Genomic DNA, 22,680 nt, shown 5'->3' with positions numbered 1-22,680 from the left:
CAAATCCTGCTCCCGCAACCAGGTCTCAACCTGCCAACACGCAGCCCCTCGGCTCCAGCCAGAGGGGCTTTTTTATTACTCCCGCCCCCAAACACCGGGCGCGCGCCAATGGCGCCATCGCGACCGTGCACGTCGCTCGAGTGGGCGAGCAACCTGCGCGTGCGCGCCCATCGGGGGCGACTGAAGTAGCCCCCTAAAGGCCGGACAGGCCCTCGCACTTATGGAAGTGTGAGTTATATGCCTGACAGTATGACTGGTAAGTATGACCGCGTGGAGGTGATCACCTCGGTCCAGCGCCGACGGCGGTGGTCGGTCGACGAGAAAATCCGCATCGTCGAGGAGACCTATCTCCCGGGGATGAGCGTGTCGCTTGTCGCGCGCCGCCACGGCATTGCCGGCAACCAGCTCTTCACCTGGCGACGGCTCATGGCGCAGGGTGCCTTCACCGCGGCCAGCGCGGGCGAGGAGGTGGTGCCGGCCTCGGAATATCGCGCGTTGGAAGCGCAGGTGCGCGAGCTGCAGCGTCTCCTTGGCAAGAAGACGATGGAGAACGAACTGCTGCGTGAGGCAGTCTCCCGGGCCGCAGGCCCAAAAAAACGGCTGTTGCGCTCGACCTCGTGGCCCGAGGGTGGACAGTGAGCGCGGTTGCTCAAGCCGTGGGCATCTCACGGCCGCACCTGTCGGCGATGCGTCAGCCCGCGCAGCGCCGGCGCCGCGGACGGCCGCCCTTGCCCGACGCCGAGCTCGTTGCCGACATCCGTGCGCTGATCGCCGATCTGCCAACCTACGGCTATCGCCGCGTCCACGCACTGCTCCGCCGTCAGGCCGAGCAAAACGGGCGCGCAGCGCCCAATCCCAAGCGCGTCTACCGCGTCATGAAGCTTCACGGCCTGCTGCTCCAGCGACACAGCGGGCGTGGCGAAGAGCGGCGCCACGATGGCCGGATCGCCGTCGACACGCGCAACACCCGCTGGTGCTCCGACGGGCTCGAGATCGGCTGCGACAATGGCGAGAAGGTCCGCGTCGCCTTCGCACTCGACTGCTGCGACCGCGAGGCCATGGGCTATGTCGCCACCACCGGCGGCATCACCGCCGAGGATGTCCGCGACCTCATGGTCGCGACCGTCGAACACCGCTTCGGACAGGTGAACCGCTTGCCCAAAACGATCGAGTGGCTCACCGACAATGGCAGTTGCTACACCGCGCACGACACCCGCCGCTTCGCCCGCGACATCGGCCTGATCCCCCGCACCACGCCCGTCGAAAGCCCGCAGAGCAATGGCATGGCGGAGGCCTTCGTTCGTACCCTCAAGCGCGATTATGTCCGCGTCCACGACAAACCCGACGCGCAAACCGTCATCGATCAGCTCCCGATCTGGTTCGAGCATTATAATCGCGTGCATCCGCATCGCGCCCTCGGCTATAGATCCCCGCGCGAGTTTATCGACCGCTCAACCCAGGAGGGCCTGTCCGGCCTTTAGGGGGCAACAACAGCGACCATGGTGTAACGCCTCGGCCTGACCCAATGCGAGCAATTACTATTGCTGCGTCAGAACACCCCGGTATTGCGGATCTTCCAGCGCGGCGCCCGCACCCATGGCGACGCAGGTCAAGGCATTATCGGCGATCGACACGGGGAGGCCGGTTGCTTGCCCCAGCACTTCGTCGATGCGCTGGAGCAGTGCGCCACCACCGGTCATGACGATGCCCTGGTCCACAATGTCGGCCGCGAGTTCGGGCGGCGTATATTCGAGCGCAAGGCGCACCGCCTGGACAATCTGGCTGACAGGTTCCGCAATCGCTTCCGCAACTTCACCCTGGGTGATGCTGATCTCCCTGGGCACACCTGCGACAAGGTCGCGTCCCTTGACACGAAGAGTGGGGCCATCGTCCAACGGGATGATCGCACTGCCAAAACCCTGTTTGATGCGTTCGGCCGTCGCTTCGCCGATCATCAGATTGTGCTTGCGTCGGATATAGGAGGAAATGGCGTCATCCATCTTGTCGCCCCCCACGCGCACCGAATTGCTGTAGGCAAGGCCGCGTAGCGACAGCACCGCCACCTCGGTCGTCCCGCCGCCGATATCGACGACCATCGCTCCAATGGGCTCGGTGACGGGCAGGCCCGCCCCGATCGCCGCCGCCATGGGTTCCTCGATCAGATAGACGCGCGAGGCACCGGCATTCGACGCAGCATCGCGAATGGCGCGGCGTTCGACCATGGTTGACCCGGAGGGCACGCAGATGACGATTTCGGGCCGCCGCGGAAGGCGGCTTGATCCGCCGTGCGCCTTGGTGATGAAATGCTTGATCATCTGTTCGGCAACGTCGATGTCGGCGATGACACCGTCGCGCAACGGCCGTATCGCCTGGATATAGTCTGGCGTCTTGCCCATCATGAGCTTGGCGTCGCTGCCGACGGCCCTCACCCGTTTCACACCGTTGCGGGTCTCGATGGCTACGACCGACGGCTCGTTAAGTACGATGCCCGAACCACTCAGATACACGACAGTGTTCGCCGTCCCGAGATCGATCGCCATGTCGTGCGAGGTGAAACTTAGAAACCGTGGAAGCCGCATGAAGAGAGATGGATACCTCGCGTGGAATCTCGGCATGAACAGGCGAGAAAAGGAAATGTTTCCACAGGCGCTGCCGAATGAAGCGGGCTTGGGCGAACCACGGAGTCGAGTCAAGGCCGGTGGGGCCGTCGATCGAATGATGAATGTTGGCCGCTTTGGGTTGGTGCCCTTTCGGGCGACAAGGGATGAAAGGGGGGCCGCGGAGAATACAAACCTAGAATTTGATGGCCAGACCTGCCTTGAGCCCGTGATCCTGGACGCCATCGCCTATGCGGCTGCTAAAGGAGACGCCTAATTTCGCGCGTTCGCTCAACTGGCCTTCCAGCCCGGTTTCGGCGGCGAGCAGGTCGCGTGCGAGGGGCACACCCGCAATCGAGAACGGATCACCGCGATCGAACGCGAATTTGACCGTGGGTGCAACCCTGTCGAAGGCGTGCTGCCACCCGACCGTGGCGCGCAGGTTGACGGGCGTCTGACCGATCGGGGTCAGCGGCGTCACGGCGCGGAAGCCCGCGGTGGAATAGGTCGCGCTCTGGTCGCGCCCGACACCGTGCAGGGCCGCATTGCCGCCCGTTTCGGAAAGATCGTCGATCTCCTGCTCGACATGGGCGAGCGCGATGAAGGGCTCGAACGCTGCCTGACCGATCTCGACCTTGTAGTCCAGTTCGCCAAATAGCTGCGTAGTCGACGCGTCATAGGAGGCGGTTGCCGTCTCCTGGAAGTTCGGGAATGCGATTGAGCGCCTCGCATCGATCTTGTGCCAGGCGTGCGCCGCGCCCAGACGCATGCCGACGCGAGCAAGCTTCATGCCGGCAAAGCCACCGACGTGGAATGTATCGGCCTTGGATGTCGATGCGCGCGCATCGACATCGACGCTGCTTTGACCATAGCCTGCAAAAACACCGACCCGCACAGCGTCGCCCAACAGGACGTCGGCGCCAAGAAACAGACCACCGGTTGCGCGATCGAACGACGCCGCATTGCCGTTGCCGTCGAAGCTGCCGAGCGAGCCGAAGGCCTGACCCCAGACCGCCAATTCATCGGTCGAGGCAGCGGCGTGCTGCGCCCCGCGGCCGCCGTAGGTCATCACGGGAGCCGCGCTCGCCGCCACGCCCTCAAAGGATGAGCGCAGGCGATCGTTGACCGCGTCCCTGACGAAGCGACTGTCTTCGAGCATCGCGCTGCGCATCGTCGCATGGATCTCACCCGATATTGCGTCAAGCGCTTGCCGCACGCCGTCGTCCTGGATCTGGCGAACGATCGCATCGTACACCGGCGTGCCCAGGCCAGTGCTTTCGAACCCGACGGCCGCTGCGCACTGGTTGGCGGTCCGTGCCAGCTCGCAGAAGGTCACATTGTTGCGGATCGACTCAAGATAGACGTGATTGGAGTCATAGGTCAGGATCAGATTGACGAAGGGCAGATCGGTGAACGTCAGCCCATCGAACTCACCTGTCCTACCGCCGGCGGCGCTGACAAGCGTCCAGCGGCTTCCCGGTGTGTAGTTTCCGTCCATCGCCACGACATCGATCGTCCCGCCGTCGATCAAGGCAGTACCGCTCGCGGCAATCAGATCCCCAGTCCCGCTCGCCGCAATGTCCGCGGCATAGAGCGAATTCGGTGCGAAGCGCACATTGCCCGCGACCGTCAGCGTGCCGATCGCGCCTGTCGCGTTGCCGGGCGCGATCGTGCCCGCATTGTTTACGTTGCCCATGATCCGGCCGCTGCCCGCCAGGACCGCGACCGGCGCGACATCGACCGTCGGCGTCGTCAGCGCTCCCACAACATTGAGCATGCCGCCGGTGATCTGGGTGCCCGCGCTGAAGCTCTGGCTGCCCGTCAGCGTGACGGCGCCGGTATTCTGCTTGGTCAACGTCTCGAAGTTGACCGTGCGGCCCGCATCGAAGCTCAGCGCTGCGGCGTTGTTGAGGATCAGCAGGTCGCCCGTCCCATGCGCGCCGCCGCTGATCATGTTATTGAGCACCGCGCCGTCGTTGAGCGTCAGTCTGTCATCGCCGTCGCCGAGATCGACGATGCCTGAGCCGCTCACAACGCCGGCCAGGGTAAAGCTGTCGCCGCTGGCGCTGGTCGTATAGCTGCCGTTGACGATGAGCGTCGCGCCGCTCGCAACGGTGGTGTCGAGCGTGCTGCCCGCCGCCGCGACGATGCTGCCGCCCGCTGCCACATTGAGCGTGCCCGCGAGCACCTCGACCACGGTGAAGTCCGAGCTCATCGGGCCATTGATGTTGAGCACCCCGACGCCCGTCTTGCTCAGCGTCTCGAAGCCCTGCACCGCGCCCAAATCGGCGCTGAACGCGATGTCGGTATTGAAGGTGTCGGCCCCGGTCCCGGCCACGACCGTTCCCAGGATATTGGTGCCGTCACGGATGGTCAGCGTATCGTCGCCAGCTCCGAGCACAAAGACACCGCCGCCCGTGTCGAGCGTGCCAGCCACATCGAGCAGGTCGACGCCGTCACCCAGGTCGCCCGTCGCCCGCAGCCTGCCCGCGGTCCCCACCGTCACGGTGTTGGCGCCCGTACTGCCCGTGATTGCCGCGGGCGTCGCCCCCGCCGCCTGCAGCGTGCCGTCGACAGCGAGACCGGTGTCGTTCGCCAGCGTCACGGTCGGCGTCTCGAGGATGGCGTCGACGTCCAGCGTGCCGCCGATGATATCGGTGCCGATGCTGTAGTAGTGGTTTCCGACAAGCGTCGCCGTGCCGGTGTTCTGTTTGCTCAGATGTTCGAAGTTGATGATCGTGCCACTGCCGAACGTCAGTGCCACGGCGTTGTTCAACACCAAAGTGTCGCTGGCAGGCGGCGCGCCGCCGTCGAGCGTGCCTGTATAGCCGCTGAGGTCCGCGCCGTCGTTCAAGGTCAGGACGTCGTCGCCATCGCCCAGCGCAATCGCGCCCAAACCCCTGACAGCCCCTGAGACGTCGAACGTGTCGTTGTCCGCGCTCGCGGTATAGCTGCCATCGACAGTGAGCGTCGCGCCGCTCGCAACGGTGGTGTCGAGCGTGCTGCCCGCCGCCGCGACGATGCTGCCGCCCGCTGCCACATTGAGCGTGCCCGCGAGCACCTCGACCACGGTGAAATCCGAGCTCATCGGGCCATTGATGTTGAGCACCCCGGCACCGGTCTTGCTCAGCGTCTCGAAGCCCTGCACCGCGCCCAGGTCAGCGCTGAACGCGATGTCGGTATTGAAGGTGTCGGCCCCGGTTCCGGCCACGACCCTGCCCCGGATCGTGGTGCCGTCATGGATGGTCAGCGTATCGTTGCCGCCGCCCAGATCGAAGCTGCCCGCGCCCGTGTCGAGCGTGCCCGCCACATCGAGCGTGTCCGCACCATTGCCGAGACTGCCCGTCGCCCGCAGCGTGCCCGCGGCACCTACCGTCACGGTGTTGGCGCCCGTACTGCCCGTGATCGTCGCCTGGGTCGCCCCCGCCGCCTGCAACGTGCCGTCAACAACGAGAACGGTGCCGTTCGCCAGCGTCACGGTCGGCGTCTCGAGGCTGCCGTCGACATCCAGCGTGCCACCCGTGATCTGGGTGCCCGCGCTGAACATGTGGATCCCGGTCATCGTCGCGGTGCCGGTGTTCTGCTTGGTCAGGAGCTCGAAACCCGCAGTGGTGCCGCCATGGAAAGTCAGCGCCGCAGCATTGTTCAGCACAACCCGGTCGCTGGTCGTTGCGCCGCCGCCATCGATCGCACTCGACAGCGCCGACAGATCGGCGCCGTCGTTCAGGGTCAGGACGTCATTGCCGTTGCCGAGCGCAATCGTCCCCAAGCCCCTGACAATCCCGGATACGTTGAACGTGTCGTTGCCCGCGCCGGCGGTATAGCGGCCATCGACAATGAGCGTCGCGCCACTGGCGACCGTGGTGGCGAGCGTGCCTCCCGGCACGGCGACGATGCTGCCGCCGGCCGCCACATTGAGCGTGCCCGCGAGCACATTGACCGCGGTGAAGTCCGAGCTCATCGGGCCATTGAGGTTGAGCACCCCGACGCCGGTCTTGCGCAAAGTCTCGAAGCCCTGCACCGCGCCCAGATCGGCGTTGAGTGCGATGCTGGTGTTGAAGATATCGGTGCCGGCTCCTGCCACGACCCTGCCCAGGATCGTGGTGCCGTCATGGATGGTCAGCGTATCGTTGCCCGCGCCCAGATCGAAGCTGCCCGGGCCCGTGTCGAGCGTGCCGGCGACATCGAGCACATCAGCACCATTGCCCAGACTGCCCGTCGCCCGCAATGTGCCCCCGGCGCCCACCGTCACCGTGTTCACGCCCGTGCTACCCGTGATCGCCGTCGGAGCGGCCCCCGTCGCCTGCAGCGTGCCGTCGACGATCAGTGCAGTGCCGTTTGCCAGCGTCACGGTCGGCGTCTCGAGGCTCCCGTCGACATCGAGCGTGCCGCCAGTGATCTGGGTGCCCGCGCTGAACATGTGGCTGCCCGTGGTCGTAAGCACGCCCGCGTTCTGCTTGGTCAGTCGCTCGAAACCCCTGATGCTTCCGCTACCGACGGTGAAGGCAGCGGTCTTGTTGATCACAAGGGTATCGGCGCCCCCGGCGGTGCCGGCGTCGATGCCCATGCCGCTGATCACCCCGCCATTGTTCAGGGTCAGGGTATCGTCGCCCGCCCCCAGGCTGAGCAGCGCAGCACCGGTATCGAGAGTACCGGCGAGGATCACGACATCGTTGCCCCCGGCGAGGTCGCCATTGACGCGCAGAATCCCGCCGCCGTTGACGTTGATCCTGTTTACGCCGGCATCTCCGCTGAGCAGGGGCGTCGTGGCGCCTGCTGCTTGCACGGTGCCGTTCACGGTCAGGGTGGAGGTGCCGGTCATCGTCAGAGTCGGCGTGGTGAGTCCACCGTTCACCTGCAGCGTGCCCGCGCTGATCCTGGCGGCGCCAATGCTGCTGCTCGCGGCGGTAAGCACGGTCGTGCCCGTGCCGATCTGTGCCAGCGTGCCGGGGCCGCTCAATGTGCCATTGAACGTGAGACTGTTGCTGCGGTTGATCGACAGCGTCGATGCCGCTGAATTGACGGCCACATTGCCACTGCCGGCGGTGCCGGTGGTGCCCCCGTTTCCAATCACCAGATTGCCGCTGTTGATCGCGGTGCCGCCCGAATAGCTGTTGTTGCCCGCAAATATCCAGGTGCCCGCGCCATTGAGGACGAGATTGCCGCTGCCCGAGATGACACCGGATATGCCGTTGGCGGCGCCGCTGAAACTGCCGCCAAGCGTCGCGGTGTTTGCAATCGCCACGGTGCCGCTCAGTGCCAGCGCGCCGCTGCCGTTGTTGCTGAGGGTACCGTTGTTGATCGTAAATGGCCGGTTGGTGCTGGCGCCCGCGCCGATATAGTTCAATGTGCCGTTGCTGCTGACGCCGATGGCGCCGGTAGAGCCGGTGCCGGTGCCGAAGGAACTGGCGATACCCGCATTCGCGAGCACAGGGGCCCGCATCGTCACGTTCGCAATACTGGTGGTGCCGCCATAGGTATTCGCGCCGCCGAGCGTGATGGTCTGCCCGCTCGAGCCGGTGAAGCTCGCGGGCTTTGTGGGAGCGGCGATGCTGATCGCGCCGAGCAAGTCCAGGTTGGACCCGGCGGCCTCAAAGATGGCGGTGCCTGCCCCGGTACCGGTCACCGCGATGTTGCCGGTCAGCGTCAACGTGCCGCTGCCCGCATTGCGAAGCCGAAAGCCGCCTCCGCTGACGGTCTGCACTGCCCAGTTGCGGTTGGAGCTGTGGCCCGTGCCGGTGTAGTTCAGGGTTGGGCTGCCACTGGTGGGGGTCACAAGGACGGTGCCGTCGGCCACCGTGGTAGGTGCTCCCAGAGAACTGGCCACGCCCAGATCGGCGATGGACGAGAAGGAATAAGTGCCGTTCGCCCCGTTAAACCGGGTCTGGCCAATATAGTCGTTGGCGTTATTGCTCAGGGTGACACCAGGCAGCGCTATGATCCCGCCCGCGCCCGTGAAGCGCGCCGCGCCCACGCCCGCGCCGGTCAGGGTGACGCTACCGCTGGTCAGCGTGACTACCCGGGTGGCGGCCAGCGCGCCGGTGCTGCCGAGTTGCGTGCCGCCGGCCATCACGATGCCGTTGCTGGCAGCGCCTAACGCGGCGTTGCCGTTGACGTTCAGGATGCCGCCATTGACGGCGATTCCGCCGCTGAAGCTATTGACGCCATTGAGCGTCAAGGTGCCGGCACCGGCCTTGGTCAGACCCGCGGTACCGGCGATGATGGAGTTGATGGTCGCGGAGACGCCCGCATTGTTGGTGATGGTCGGCGTGACGTCGCTCAGCGTCAATGTGCTGCCGCTGAGTGTATAGGCGTCTGTCTCGAAGGTGATGTTGTGCACCGTGATCGGGACGCTCAGCGTCACCGTCCCCGGGGTGCCGCCGAAAAAGGCGTTGTCGATCCCGGCATTGTTCCAGCTGCCGTAAGGACCGCTCAAGCCGTCATTATTGGCGCTCCATATGCTCGGGGTCGTGTTCCATGTACCAGTGCCGCCCCGCCCGGCGGCCGTGCCGTTGCGGTCCCAGTACCTGTCCGCATTCTGCGCACGCGCGGCGTCGGCGAGAAGGGCGCAGCACAGCGCAAGTGCAATCGTGCTGCCCCGCGCGCGCAGATGCCAGCGGTGGTTTCTGCCGTCGCCGCGGCGAACCACGCCAACCTGGAAAACAGCTCGATTCTTTTGACGCCGACGCTGGGCAGACGCCAAGTTCAAGTCGAGCGAAAAATACGCGCCTTGATCCCCATCGAGGCGCGGGCAGACGCCCGATGGACGCGAGAACTCCCCCCAGTTCGAAATGATGGTCCTCCCCCACGAAAGACTGTCTTCTGTCGCGCAGACGGTGCCATTTTGAATACAAAATATGAATATTTAACTATGTTTTGCCCGCTCGCGGAAAACGACCTTATTTCTCAACATGTTGTGCTGCGCGTCAGGTAAGGCGAGTATGATGCCTGACGCCGTTCTGGCCGAACCGCGAACTGGATCTGGCCGCGGGGAGTCGTGTTGGAGGATCGCCGACCCCGCCAGGGAGGCGATAGCGCGTTCGGCAATAACGAAGGCCCTGCGGCGCATTTTGCCGCTGATCGGGCTGGGCCTACCTCTTTGCTATATGGACCGCGTCAACGTGAGCTTCGCGGCGACGCAGATGAGCGACGACCTGACGTTTGGCGCATTTCGGCCCGGCTACCGCCGTCGCCCCCTTCTGGCGGGCTGCCCGCGGTCGGATGCCATCGAGAAAGGCCGCGCCGATTGCGATGTGGCCCATGCGCGATTGGGCTGGGCCTGCATGCGGAACCGCAACTCGCCACCGGCCGTGATTTCGCCATGCCGCAGGAAGCTGCGGTCGAGCGGCGTGCCGTTCAGGGAAACCGATCCGACATAGGGATGCGCCTCGTCCAGCCCTTCGGCGACGATCGTGAAGCGCTTGCCGTTGGGCAAATTGAGCACGGCGCGGTTCACGAACGGTCGACCGATGACATATTCGAGGCTTCCCGGGGCCACCGGGTAGAAGCCCAGCGCGGTGAACACGAGCCATGCCGACATCTGGCCGAGATCGTCATTGCCCGATAGCCCGTCGGGCGCCGCCTTGTACTGGCTCTCGATGATCTGTCGCAGCCGTTCCTGGGTGCGCCAGGGAGCGCCTGCATAGTTGTAGAGATATGCCACGTGGTGGCTTGGCTCGTTGCCATGGATGTACTGGCCGATGAGCCCCGCAATGTCCTCGGCATGGCTGTAATCGAGCTTCGAATTGTCATACTCGAACATCTGGTCGAGCTTGGCGATCGCGGCCTTGTCACCGCCCATCAGCTGGAACAGCCCCGCCTGGTCGTGCGGGACGAACCAGCTGTACTGCCATGCATTGCCCTCGGTATAGTCCGATCCATAGTTGATCGCGGTCGGATCGAAGGGCGTCCTGAAGCTGCCATCGGCCTTGCGTGCGCGAACGAAGCCGGTTTGCCGGTCGAAGCTGTTGCGCCAGTTGCCCGCGCGCTTCTCGAACTGCAGCGCGATATCGGTCCGGCCCAGCGCGCGCGCCATCCGCGCGATGGTCCAGTCGTCATAGGCATATTCCACGGTCTTGGACGCGGCCTCGGGCTCGCGGTCGATCGGCACATAGCCGCGCTGCATATATTCGCCGAGCCCGCCATAGGGCGCATAGCTGGCGCTCTTGACCATGGCGTCCAGCGCCGCATTGGCGTCGAAACCGCGAATGCCCTTCAGCCAGGCGTCGGCGATCACCGGCACGGCATGATAGCCGATCATCGTCCAGGTCTCGCGGCCCTGGAACTGCCAGACCGGGAGTATGCCGTGCGGGCTTGTCTGCTGGCTGGCGAGAAGCGAGCGGACCATCTCGCTGTTGACGCTTTCAGGCTGGATCAGCGTGAGCAGGGGGTGCTCGGCGCGAAACGTGTCCCAGAGCGAAAAGGTCGAGCGGTAGGTGAAGCCCTCGGCGCGATGAACCTGGTCGTCGGGCCCGCGGTAGCGTCCGTCCGCGTCGCTGGCGACCGAGGGCGCTATCAGCGTATGGTAGAGCGCGGTGCTGAGCATGCGGCGCATCGGTGCGGGGGCGTCGAATTCGATCGCTCCCAATGCCTGTCGCCAGGACGTCGCGGTCGCCTCTCGGATCTGGTCGAAATTGCCGGGTTCCGCAGCAAGGTTCGCGATGGCGCCGGCCTCGTCGACCGAGGAAAGCGCGACCTTCATTTCCAATGGGCGGTCGAGCCGTCCGAAGTCGAAGCGTGCGACGAGCGCGCGTCCCGAGCGCTCGGGTCCGGAATCGGATCCGCGATGAGGGCCTTGGAAACCCTTGTAGGGAACATCGGCTTCCTTGCTGACGAAGGCGTGACCCGTGAGCGGTGCGGAAAAGCGCATTGCGAAATGCAGCTTGCGCGCGGGCGCCCAGCCGCGCGTCTCGCGCGTGCCGGTCACCGTTCCGTCCGGGTGCAGACGGATCGACGACCAGAGTATCTTGCCGGGATAGTTGTACAGCGACGAGCGGAGATCGAGCACGAGATGTGCTGCGTCCGAAGGACGGAAGCTGTAGCGGTGGGCCCCCACGCGCGTCCCGGCGGTCAGCTCGGCACGCACATGCGCGTCGCTCAGCGTCACGGCATAATAGCCGGGCCGCGCTTGCTCTTCGCTGTGCGAGTAGCTTGATCGATAACCCGATCCCGGCGCCTTGGCGTCGCCCGGCTCGAGCGGAACGGTGTCGCCGCTGACGGGCATCACGAGAAAATCGCCAAGATCCGAATGCCCGGCGCCCGAAAAATGCGTGTGCGAAAATCCCTGGATGGTGGGGTCCTCGTAGCGGTAGCCCGCGGCATGATCGTAGCACGCCCGGATCACGCAGCCGGTGTCGGTATCGGGGCTGAGCTGGACCATGCCGAAGGGCGCGACCGCGCCTGGGAAGGTGTGTCCCTCGCCACCCGTGCCGATCAAGGGATCGACATCAACATAGCTATCCGAAGCGGGCGCGGCCGAGGCGGCGAGCGCAATCGACAGGACGGCGATCGAGATCTTGGAGGCGACGCGCATACGGATTGGACCTCGGGACGGAAAGTGGAAGGGGAAGGGTGGTCGAGACCGCGGCTTTTGGGAACGGTGTTCGTCTTGTCCTGCAACGCAGCACCCCTGACGGGGCACTGTGAAGCGCCGACCTCAGTGCCCTGCCGCGGGCAGTGCTCCGTCGGTGGATTGCGATGCGCGGACGCGTGCGGCGCTCCAGCCGAAGACAAGGATCAGCAGATAGCAAAGCATCGGCACCAGGAACGCGACGAAGCGGCTGCCCGTGACGTCCGCCACCTGGGCAAAGGCCAGCGGGACAAAGGCGCCACCGACGATCGCCATGCACAGCAGTCCCGAGGTAGCCGAAGGTGGCGCGGACGAACGCTCGATGGTGAGGGTGAAGATCACCGGGAACATGATCGAATTGAAAAGGCCGATCGAAAGGGCGGTGATTCCGGCGACGCTGCCCGTCGATTGGCTCACGACCAGGCACATCAGAGCGGCAAAGCCCGCCGCCACGGCCAGGAGCGGGCCCGCCGGCAGGCGCGTGAGCAGGGCCGAGCCGACGAAACGGCCGATCATCGCGCCCAGCCAGTACAGGCTGACAAGGCTGCCCGCGCGAACGGCGCTGACCGCAAGGACGTCGGGCTGCTCGAGGAAGTTTACGAGCGCGCTGCCGATCGCCACCTCCGCGCCGACATAAAGGAAGATCGCGGCCGCGCCGGCGAGCGCCCAGCGCGAGGAAAAGGCACTGCCGATCGACGCGCTCGCCTCCGGCCGCGGCGCCGCGGCGGTGATCTGCCCGCGCGCGCGCCAAAGGAAGATCGCAAGCACCCCGATCACTGTCGCGATGAAGAGATAGGCGATGTCGATACGTCCGAGCGAATAGGCGATCTTGGCCTGGGTCACCTCGCCGCCGTCGAACAGGCCGCCCTGCAGCAGCGTATGCGCGGCAAGATAGGGGCCGACGACAGTGCCGAAGGAGTTGAAGGCCTGGCTCAGCACCAGCCGGAAGTGCGATCGCTCGGGCGGTCCCAGCACCGCTGACAGCGGGTTTGCGGCAACCTGGAGAAGCGTGATTCCCGACGCGATCACGAAGAGGCCCACGAGCACGATCGGATAGGCGTGAACCAGCGTTGCAAGCGGCATGATGAGGCACCCGACGATCATCGTGGCGAGTGCGACGATGATCGCATTCGCCGCTCCGATGCGACCGAGGATGGCGGCCGCCGGCAGCGATACGATGCCATAGGCAAGAAAGAAGGCGAACTGCGTGAGGAAACTCTCGGCGTCGGTGAGCGAGAAGATCATCTTCACCGCGGGGATCAGCACATCATTGACCGACGTCACCGCCCCCCAGATGAAGAACAGCACGGTGACATAGGCGAAGGATGAATTCGTTCGGGTAGATGTCATGTCCTCTCCTGTCCGGATGAATCCGGATCGCGTGGTTGCCGGCAGGGGAATATCACGGGTTCCAAATTAGTAAAATTGGTTTTCTAATTCGTGTTGCTTCGCGCGCTCCCGTGCGCGGCGACCGTAGAGCGGTTGTCCTCGCGACGTCACCCCCCCATCACCTCTCGACGCATCCGGTGCTCGGCGGGGCGCCATGCAGGTTACGCCCTCCAAACTGAGTGGGCGTGGCTCGAATGTTTTACAATTAGAAAATTGCTTTATTAAAACCAATTGACAAAATTAATTTGTTTAATGAATGTGGCGGCCATCCGGACGGTCGGAAGGCGCAAACGTCGGCGACCCGGAAAGCTGGAAAAAAGAAGGAGAGGGGCCGATGGAGCGAACTGCTGGGTTGCACGTATCTTCACCAGCGCTTGGCCGAATCTGCCTGCTCTCGGTCGCCGCGGTCGCGCTGATCGGCGCGGATACGGCCTTTGGCCAGGCCGGTGTAGCAGCGAGCCGACCCGACCAATCCGTCGAAGAAGCCAACCCGCTGGTCGGGACTGCGCCGCTGGACCGCAAGGACCTGATCGGCAACGCGCCGCCTCCCGGTGAACCCGTCTATTCGGGCCAGACGTCTCCGGGCGCGCGGTTGCCGCATAGCGCGGTCGAGACCGCGCCGGTCAACGTCAATCTCGAGCTGAGCTATCCCACGGGCGTTCCCGCGCCCTATCACTATCCCAATCCCACGATGATCGGTTTTACCGGCGGCGGCGGTGCCACCTATGGCGGCAATGCGAAGCCGATCGTCATGCCGGTCGTGGGTGACTGGACCGTGCCGCCCGCCTACAGCCAGTCCTACTACGACAAGGCGCGCGAGGCCGCCTCGCCCGGATATTATTCGGTCTATCTCGACACCTTCCGGACGCAGGTGGAGCTGACTGCGACGCAGTGGACCAGCATGATGCGGTTCACCTTTCCGGAGAGCGAGCGGGCGAACGTCATCATCAACCTGCCGCGCGAGGGTGGCGACGTCGAGATCGTGAGCGACCGCGTCGTGCGCGGCGTCTCGAAGGACCGCGAGAACGCGGCGGACGGGCCCTATTTCGTCGCCGAATTCTCAAAGCCATTCAGCGCGCAGGGCACCTTCCGGGCGGCGATCGACCGCAAGGGGTGGGGCATAGGCGAGCAGGATGTCGACGCTGAAAGGCGCGGTGTCAGCGGCAATTATGCGGGCGCCTATGTCACCTTCGCCACCAGCCAGGGCGAGCAGGTGCTGATGAAGATCGCGCACGGCCACAGCTATGCCGAGGCCGAGCAGCGACTGCGCGCCGAGAATCCCGGTTGGGATTTCAAGCGCGTTCACGATGAGGCGCGCGCTGAATGGGCGAAGCTCCTGGGTCGTGTCGAGATCACCGGCGGCACGCCGAAGCAGCGCAAGCTTTTCTATTCGACGCTGTTCCAGTCCTTCGCGAGTCCCCGGCTCATTGCCGCCAAGGGAGAGCGGTTCACCGACAGCAAGGGGCAGGTGAAGACGGCGGACTATGACCGCTACAGCCCCGTGCCTTTCTGGGATACCGGTCGCAACCAGATCGCGTTGCTCGAGTTGATGGAGCCCGAGCTGGTGCAGGACATCATGCGCTCGGAGCTCGACATGGCGCGCGAGCGCGGGTTCATGAACACCTCGTTCCACGGCGACAATGCGGTGTTCCTCTATCTCGGTGCGATGGAACGCGGCATCCCGTTCGATTACGCGGCCGCCTATGAGTATCTTCGCAAGAACGCGACCGATCCCAAGGGGCCGCGCGGCTATCTGTCCGAATATATGGCAAAGGGCTGGATCTCGGACATCGTGCCCGAGGGGAATCCCAGCCCGCCCTATGCCGGCGGCAAGGCGGGCGCCGACAAGACGCTCGAATATGCCTGGGACGATCATGCACTGGCGCTGATGGCGCGGCGGCTCGGCCGGACGGACGACCAGGCGCTGTTCCTGAAGCGCGCGGGCAATTACCGCAATGTCTTCGATGCCTCGACGGGATTCATGCGCGGCCGGACCGAGGACGGGAAGTGGATTTCGCCCTTCGATCCGGCTGAGCCCTATTACAACTTCATGATGAAGGAGGCGTCGGGTTGGTCGACCCTATGGCTCGTGCCGCACGACGTGCAGGGGCTGATCGACCTGCTCGGCGGCCGCGAAGCCTTCAACGCCAAGCTCGATGCGTTCTTCGACACGCCATACAATCCCAAGGGCATTTGTCGCGACTGCACAGGCATGATCGGGCAATATGTCCAGGGCAACCAGCCCGACCAGCAGGCGCCCTATCTCTATGCCTGGAGCGGCCAGCCTTGGAAGACGCAGGCGCTGGTGCGCCGCATCCTCGACCAGCTCTATGGAAGCGATGCCGCCGGCTATGGCTATCCGGGGATGGATGACCAGGGCGCGACCTCGTCCTGGTATGCGATGAGCGCGATGGGCTTCTACCCCGTCGATCCCTCGACGCCGCACTACGTCATCGGCAGCCCCATTTTCGATCGCGTCAGGCTGCGCATGGGCAACGGCCGGGCGCTTGAGATCATCGCGGAGAACAACTCGGCTGAAAATATGTACGTCCAGTCGGCAACGCTGAACGGCAGGGCTTGGACAAAACCGTGGTTCAGCCATGGCGACATCAAGAATGGAGCTAAGCTGGTGTTGAAGATGGGCCCCAAGCCCAATCCCGGATGGGGCAGCGCGCCCGATGCGGCGCCGCCCTCGATGTCGGAGGCCGCGCGATGAAAGCGGCAGGAACGGCCGCATCGCGCATGCGTATGCTGGCGGTGGCGCTCCTGTGCGCGGCGGCACCGTTTGGCCCTGTGTCGGCGCAGGCGCCCGAGCCAGCGGCGCAGGACAAGGTTTTCACCGGTGAGGTGATGACGCGCTGGGGGCGTGAAGTGACGCCCGAAAATGCGTGGCGCAGCTATCCGCGCCCGCAGCTGCGGCGCGATGCGTGGCAGAATCTGAACGGTCTCTGGGACTATGCGATCACGCCGCCCGCGGTCGCGATGCCGCAGCAGATGGACGGCAAGATCCTCGTCCCCTTCGCTGTCGAATCGCGCCTGTCGGGGGTGGCGCGCCGCGTGGGTCCCGAGGATCGCATCTGGTATCGCCGCAGCTTCACCGTGCCCGCCGCATGGGCCGGCCAGAACGTGATGCTCAATTTCGGCGCGGTCGATTACGAGGCGAAAATCTGGGTCAACGGCGCGATTGTCGGCGGCCACAAGGGCGGCTTCGATGCCTTCGGCCTCGACATCACGCCCTATCTCCGGTCGGGCGAGAATGAACTGATCGTCCAGGTGGCCGATCCGACGAGCGCGGGCAGCCAGCCGCGCGGCAAGCAGATCCTCGACCCCGATGGCATTTGGTACACCGCCGTCAGCGGGATCTGGCAGACCGTCTGGCTCGAGCCCGTGCCCAAGCTGCACATCGCCGATGTGCGCGCTACCCCCGATATCGACCGGGGCGTTGTCGAGGTGGACGTAGCGCTGAGCAGCTGGGCGAATGATACCGATGCGGTCCGGATAACGGCGAGCGCGGGCGGCAAGACGATCGCCTCTACGGTCGTTCGCGCCAATCGCCATGCGACGCTGGCGATCCCGAGCGCGAGGCTCTGGTCGCCTGAGAACCCGTTCCTCTACGACCTCAAGGCTGAGCTGGTGACGGTGCGCGATCCCTATGCGGGGCACGAGGACCGCGACCGCAAGGCCTATGACGCTCGCTTCACCGAGGGGGAGCGCAAGACCTACGCCGCCGCACAGGTAGTTGGTGCGCCTCGGGATGGCGTCGAAAGCTATTTCGGCATGCGCAAGATTTCGGTCGGGCCGGGGGCGGTCCACGGCCAGCCTGTGCTGCTGCTCAACAACAAGCCCTATTTCCAGCACGGCACGCTCGACCAGGGATGGTGGCCAGACGGGCTGCACACACCGCCGTCCGAGGAAGCGATGAAGAGCGATCTCGTCTTCCTCAAGCAGGCGGGCTTCAACATGGTGCGCAAGCACATCAAGATCGAGCCCGCGCGCTATTATTACGACGCCGACCGGCTGGGCATGCTGATCTGGCAGGACATGCCGTCGGGCGGGGGCGAGGACCAGTTTGTCACCGGCACGAGCAAGAGCCAGGCGGTGATGTCGTCCGACATGATGGCGCAGCATCAGGACGAGCTTACGCGCATGATCGGCGATCTGCGCGGCTTCCCCTCGATCGTGATGTGGGTGATCAACAACGAGGGCTGGGGCCAGTACGATTCTGCGACGCTGGCGCGGTACACGAAGGGCATGGACCCGAGCCGGCTCGTCAATGCCGACAGCGGGTGGCTCGACGTCGCGCCCGATGTGTCGGACGTGTTCGACATCCACACCTATGAGGATGTGCCGAGGACGCCCGAACGTCAGGCGCGCCGCGCCATCGTGCTGGGCGAATATGGCGGCATCGGCATGCCGGTCGGCGGCCATCTGTGGTGGTCAGGCAAGCGCAACTGGGGGTATCAGACCGCCAAGGACGAAGCCGACTATCTTGCGCGTTTCCGGCTCAAGCTGGAGGGCGTGATCCGGCAGGCTAAAGAGCATGGCCTCAGCGCCGCGGTCTACACCCAGACCAGCGACGTCGAGGGCGAGGTCAATGGTCTGCTGACCTATGACCGCGCGGTCCCCAAGGCATCGGCAAAGGCGCTCGCGGACATTGCTGCGCCGCTGTCGGAGCAGGGCGCACAGGCGTCGAAGCCGTCCAAGAAAAATCCATAATATCAAATATTTGATCAGGAGAATTTTGCTTCGGACAATACAATTGACAAATTGCTTTTTTTATTCTGGAATTAGCATCGATGGGAATCGCCTCGCCAAATTCGTTCGGGCGGGGAGGCAATCAAATGCGAGGGTGGAGATCACCCCGAGTTGGGAGGATGTCAGAAATGAATTTGGGGCAAGCCAGTTTTGGTCGCGGCATCGTGCGGGGTAAAATGATCCGCCACCTGCTTCTGTCGGCAAGCGTCATTGCCGGCATGACCGCCGCGGCGCATGCGCAGGACGCGCAACCGACGACCGAGGATGCCGCGGCTCAGCAGGCATCGGGTGCCGCCGATGATGCCGAGGCGATTGTTGTCACCGGCTATCGCGAATCGATCGAGGAAAGCCTTCGTCAGAAGCGCGAATCGAACGCTGTCGTGGACATCATCACCGCCGAGGACATCGGCAAATTCCCCGACAAGAACGTCGCCGACTCGCTGCAGCGCGTGCCCGGCGTGGTCATCACGCGCGACGGCGGCGAAGGCAGCCGCGTCAGCATTCGCGGCCTTCAGCCGGGACTGACTCTGTCGCTGCTCAACGGCAACTTCCTCGCCGGCGCCGACAGTGGCGATCCGCAGCGCTCGTTCAATTATGTGTTGCTACCGTCGAACTTCATCGCCAGCACCGAGGTCTACAAGTCGTCGGAAGCCCGTCTCGAGGAAGGCGGCGTCGGCGGTACGATCATCCTCAATACCCGTCGCCCGTTCGACGTACCCGCATGGTCCGGCTTCGTCTCGGCGGAAGGCACCTATTCCGACACGACCGAGAAATTCGAGCCGCAGTTCGCCGGCCAGGTCTCGTGGAAGAACGATGACGAGACCTTCGGCGTGCTCGTTGGCGGCGTCTACCAGAAGCGTTCGAACCGCGAACTGCGCGGCTCGACCGAAACCTGGCGCTGGTGGAGCGATCGCGATGCCAACGGCGACATCATCACCCCCGCGACCGACGTCAACGGAAACCCGTTCGCCAATGACGACGCCATCTCCTACTGGCCGGGCGGCGGCACGACCACACAGGGCGGACAGCATTATTCGGGATACTGGGCGCCGCAATCGGTCAACACCGAAGTCTTCAACCAGGATCGCGAGCGCTATGGAATCCAGGCGACGGTCCAGGTGCGTCCGTTCGAGGACTTGACCGTCACCTCGAACTATTTCCGTTTCGAGTATAGCAGCAATTTCGTGAGCAACGTGCTCAAGATTCCCGAATGGGGTTATGGCAACTTCTTCACGGGCGCGGAGTTCGACAAGAGCGGAACCATCTTCCAGTCGGCGCAGTTCCAGGTGCCTGCAGCGGGGACGGGGTGCCTCGCCAACAATCCGCCCTGCACCATGGAGACGCCGCAGCTCGCCGGCAGCTTCAGCCGCGAGAAGCAGGTTTCGGACACCTTCGAAACCGAGGTTGCGTTCAACCGGGATAGCTTCGACGCCGTGCTCAAGCTCGGCAAGACCAAGGCAAGCGGCGGGCCGTCGATGCGGTTCAATGTTGCCGCGAAGCCGCGCCTCACGACCACGGGCGCCGAGCAGAACGGCAACTTCCTGAGCGCCTGGGATTTCTCGAACGGTCGGGTCAACATGGAATTCTCGCCCGAACTCCAGGAGAATATCAAGAAGGGCATCGCGCAGATCGATATCGGTTCGACCGGTTCGAGCTTCGTCAACAGCGAGCTTGCGCAGCGTTATGCTCAGCTGGACCTGACCCAGCGCTTCGAGGACAGCTTCCTCAGCTCGGTCCAGGTCGGCGCGAAGTGGCGCGACCTCAGCATCCACCGCGAAACCGGGCGCAACGAATGGTATGCGAATGCCGCGACCAAGCAGCGCTATCAGGACACGCCGCAGGGCGCGGTCGCGCTCCCTGAATTCTTCTACGACAAGCCCATCGGCAACATCGCGGGCGGCTTCAACGCGAGTTCGTTCCCCGGGATCGATTTCAATCGCTACCTGGCGCACCTGAACTCGACCTACGGCCCCGCGGTGCGTGTCGAGGAGACCGACTTCGTCTATGATCTCGGTGAGCGCGTCTGGGGTGGTTATGTCCAGGCCAATTTCGAAAGCGGCGGCTTCCGCGGCAATATCGGCCTGCGCGTCGCCAATACCAAGCAGTCGGGCAACACCTCGGATCGGCTCCAGTATCTGAACGACTATTGCGTCGACGGCCCGGGCGGCCCCTTCTCGCCGCCGCCGCTGGGGCCGGACGGCAACTGCCTTGTGCTTCCGCGCGACGACCGCGAGGACATCGTCAACACGCGCGTCGATCAGTCGAAAACCTATACCGACTGGCTTCCCAGCCTGAACGTCGCCTACGAGGTCACGCCCGACGTGCTGCTGCGCGGTGCGGTCGCTAAGGTGATCGCGCGTCCGTCCTTCAACGACCTGGGCTCGCAGCGTTCGCTGACCTATCGCTCGGCGGAATATGCCTATGACCGTGGCCAGTTCGGCGAATTCGAGGGCTGGTCGGGCAGCGGCGGCAACGCCGAGTTGAAGCCCTTCTCGGCATGGCAGTACGACCTCGGCATCGAATGGTATTTCCAGCAGGGTTCGGTGCTGGGCGCGACGCTGTTCCGCAAGGAGGTGTCCGACTTCGTCGTGCCGCTCGTGATCGACGTGACGCGCGAGGTGGCGGGCGAGCAGGTGCTGATCCAACCCTATTCGACGGTCGCCAACGGCTCGAACGCAGTATCGCAGGGCATCGAGCTTTATGCACAGCACACGCTGCCCTTCGGCCTCGGTGCGCAGGTGAACTTCACCTATAACGACACGTCGAAGGCCGATATCACGCTCGACGGGCAGAAGGTCGGCACATCGGCGCTGGTCGGAAGCTCCAAGACGCAGGTCAACGCCTCGGTATTCTATGAAAACGACAAGCTGCTGCTGCGTGCCTCGTACAACCGTCGCGGCACCGTGGTTGGCGGTCTCGCCTCGGGCCTGAACGAATACACCCGGCCCTACCAGCAGGTCGACCTCAACGCATCCTACGAACTGTTCGACAACCTGGTGCTCACCGCATCGATCATCAACCTCACCAAGTCGGAAGAAAGCCGGTACCTTGGCAACGACACCAAGGATCGTTTCACCTACAGGAACTATTTCGGGCGCCGCGGCTATGTCGGCATCTCGTATAATTTCTGAGGTCTCCGGTTAAAGGTCCCCAGGGGATGGTTTCAGCCTCCGCCATCCCCCTCCGATCCCGCCAGGTGCCGTCTGCACCTGGCGGGAGATGACCGGGGAGTATCGCGCAGGGGGCTGTGTGGATTGCAAGGGGTAGGCGTCGGGCGATGAGGAAGCATCTAGCGGGCATCGCAACTGCGGCCGCGCTGCTGGTGGCAGGATCGGCACTGGCGTCGAACCCGATCGTGCCCGGCTGGTATGCCGATCCCGAGATCCACGTCTTCCAAGGCCGTTACTGGATCTATCCCACCTATTCAGATCATTTCGGCGAGCCCGATGTTTCGCACCGCTTCTCGCCTGCGCAGCAGGACTTGCGAAAGCGGCAGATGCTGCGGCCGTCCTACGCCATCCAGACCTTCTTCAACGCCTTTTCCTCGACCGACCTCGTCCACTGGACGAAGCACGAGCATGTGCTCGACGTCGAGAATGTCGGCTGGGCCGCCTATGCGGTCTGGGCGCCCTCGGTGATCGAGGCCAACGGCAAATACTACATGTTCTTCAGCGCCAACGACATCCAGAGTGACGCGGAGCCGGGCGGTATCGGGCTGGCGGTGAGCGATCACCCCGGCGGCCCGTTCCGGGACGCGATCGGCAAGCCGCTGATCGACAGGTTCCACAATGGCGCGCAGCCCATCGATCCCTTCGCCTTCCGTGACAGGGACGGACAGGTCTATCTCTATTATGGCGGCTGGAAGCACTGCAACGTCGTCAGGCTCAGCAAGGATCTGAAGTCGGTCGTGCCCCATGAGGATGGCACGCTGTTCAAGGAGATAACCCCGCCGGGCTATGTCGAAGGTTCGTTCATGATCGAGCGCAAGGGCGTCTATTACCTGATGTGGTCCGAGGGCGGCTGGACGGGCCCCGACTACAGCGTCGCCTATGCGATGGGGTCGAGCCCGACGGGACCGTTCAAGCCGATGGGCAAGATTCTGGCGCAAGACTTCGCTATTGCGCGGGGGGCGGGGCATCATTCGGTGGTGAACGTCCCGGGCACCGACGAGTGGTACATCGCCTATCACCGCCGACCGCTCGACACCGACAAGGGCGAGCATCGCGAGCTCGCGATCGACCGCATGATCTTCAACACCGATGGCACGATCCGCCCGATCGTGATGACCAACAAAGGCGTGGCACCGCGGCCGCTTGTGGCCACGCGTCCGGCGCCCACGAACAAGCAAGGGGAGTAAGGTTTTGAGCAAGA

At 64.3% G+C, this 22,680-nt stretch carries 9 protein-coding genes; 5 read left to right on the top strand and 4 right to left on the bottom strand.

Annotation, left to right across the window (positions count from 1 at the left end; all coding sequences use genetic code 11):
- Positions 1 to 237: 237 nt before the first annotated feature.
- A protein-coding gene (locus tag AC3WJD_RS11355; protein WP_492746744.1) for an IS3 family transposase occupies positions 238 to 1,481 on the top strand; the annotation gives its coding sequence in 2 pieces (ribosomal slippage) (positions 238 to 592 and positions 592 to 1,481; 1,245 coding nt in all).
- A 57-nt stretch (positions 1,482 to 1,538) separates the two neighbouring features.
- Here the strand turns inward: AC3WJD_RS11355 and AC3WJD_RS11350 are convergent.
- The 4 genes from AC3WJD_RS11350 to AC3WJD_RS11335 all read right to left on the bottom strand — a co-directional run bounded on the left by AC3WJD_RS11350 (position 1,539) and on the right by AC3WJD_RS11335 (position 13,515).
- Positions 1,539 to 2,579: a rod shape-determining protein gene (locus tag AC3WJD_RS11350; protein WP_492746750.1), complete on the bottom strand. Its 1,041-nt coding sequence runs from the start codon at positions 2,577 to 2,579 to the stop codon at positions 1,539 to 1,541.
- Positions 2,580 to 2,793: 214 nt separating this feature from the next.
- The gene (locus AC3WJD_RS11345) at positions 2,794 to 9,246 is read right to left on the bottom strand and encodes an autotransporter domain-containing protein (protein WP_492746743.1); all 6,453 of its coding nucleotides are present in this window, start codon (positions 9,244 to 9,246) and stop codon (positions 2,794 to 2,796) included.
- 531 nt (positions 9,247 to 9,777) lie between these two features.
- Entirely contained in the window at positions 9,778 to 12,129 is a 2,352-nt protein-coding gene (locus AC3WJD_RS11340) for a GH92 family glycosyl hydrolase (RefSeq protein ID WP_492746741.1), read from the bottom strand.
- 123 nt (positions 12,130 to 12,252) lie between these two features.
- Complete coding sequence (locus tag AC3WJD_RS11335; protein ID WP_492746739.1) at positions 12,253 to 13,515, bottom strand: sugar MFS transporter; 1,263 nt, start codon at positions 13,513 to 13,515, stop codon at positions 12,253 to 12,255.
- Positions 13,516 to 13,888: 373 nt separating this feature from the next.
- Here AC3WJD_RS11335 and AC3WJD_RS11330 point away from each other — a divergent pair, with 373 nt between their 5' ends.
- From AC3WJD_RS11330 to AC3WJD_RS11315, 4 genes are all read left to right on the top strand, one after another.
- The gene (locus AC3WJD_RS11330; protein ID WP_492746738.1) at positions 13,889 to 16,270 is read left to right on the top strand and encodes a GH92 family glycosyl hydrolase; all 2,382 of its coding nucleotides are present in this window, start codon (positions 13,889 to 13,891) and stop codon (positions 16,268 to 16,270) included.
- Between the two features lie 26 nt (positions 16,271 to 16,296).
- Positions 16,297 to 18,270: a glycoside hydrolase family 2 protein gene (locus AC3WJD_RS11325; RefSeq protein WP_492746737.1), complete on the top strand. Its 1,974-nt coding sequence runs from the start codon at positions 16,297 to 16,299 to the stop codon at positions 18,268 to 18,270.
- Positions 18,271 to 18,437: 167 nt separating this feature from the next.
- Positions 18,438 to 21,440 (top strand): TonB-dependent receptor, encoded by a 3,003-nt coding sequence (locus AC3WJD_RS11320; RefSeq protein ID WP_492746736.1) that lies wholly within the window; start codon positions 18,438 to 18,440, stop codon positions 21,438 to 21,440.
- Positions 21,441 to 21,586: 146 nt separating this feature from the next.
- On the top strand, positions 21,587 to 22,666 hold the full coding sequence (locus tag AC3WJD_RS11315; protein WP_492746735.1) for a glycoside hydrolase family 43 protein: 1,080 nt from the start codon (positions 21,587 to 21,589) through the stop codon (positions 22,664 to 22,666).
- Positions 22,667 to 22,680 lie beyond the last annotated feature (14 nt).

The sequence above is a fragment of the Sphingobium sp. FW306-1B-F04DB genome (assembly GCF_058781925.1).
This window is presented reverse-complemented; position numbering and strand designations above follow the sequence as displayed.

Bases quoted from the DNA above. Each gene is read 5' to 3' on its own strand.
- AC3WJD_RS11315 (WP_492746735.1), top strand. From the start codon at position 21,587: ATGAGGAAGCATCTAGCGGGCATCGCAACTGCGGCCGCGCTGCTGGTG.
- AC3WJD_RS11350 (WP_492746750.1), bottom strand. From the start codon at position 2,579: ATGCGGCTTCCACGGTTTCTAAGTTTCACCTCGCACGACATGGCGATC.
- AC3WJD_RS11330 (WP_492746738.1), top strand. From the start codon at position 13,889: ATGGAGCGAACTGCTGGGTTGCACGTATCTTCACCAGCGCTTGGCCGA.
- AC3WJD_RS11320 (WP_492746736.1), top strand. From the start codon at position 18,438: ATGAATTTGGGGCAAGCCAGTTTTGGTCGCGGCATCGTGCGGGGTAAA.
- AC3WJD_RS11335 (WP_492746739.1), bottom strand. From the start codon at position 13,515: ATGACATCTACCCGAACGAATTCATCCTTCGCCTATGTCACCGTGCTG.
- AC3WJD_RS11340 (WP_492746741.1), bottom strand. From the start codon at position 12,129: ATGCGCGTCGCCTCCAAGATCTCGATCGCCGTCCTGTCGATTGCGCTC.
- AC3WJD_RS11325 (WP_492746737.1), top strand. From the start codon at position 16,297: ATGCGTATGCTGGCGGTGGCGCTCCTGTGCGCGGCGGCACCGTTTGGC.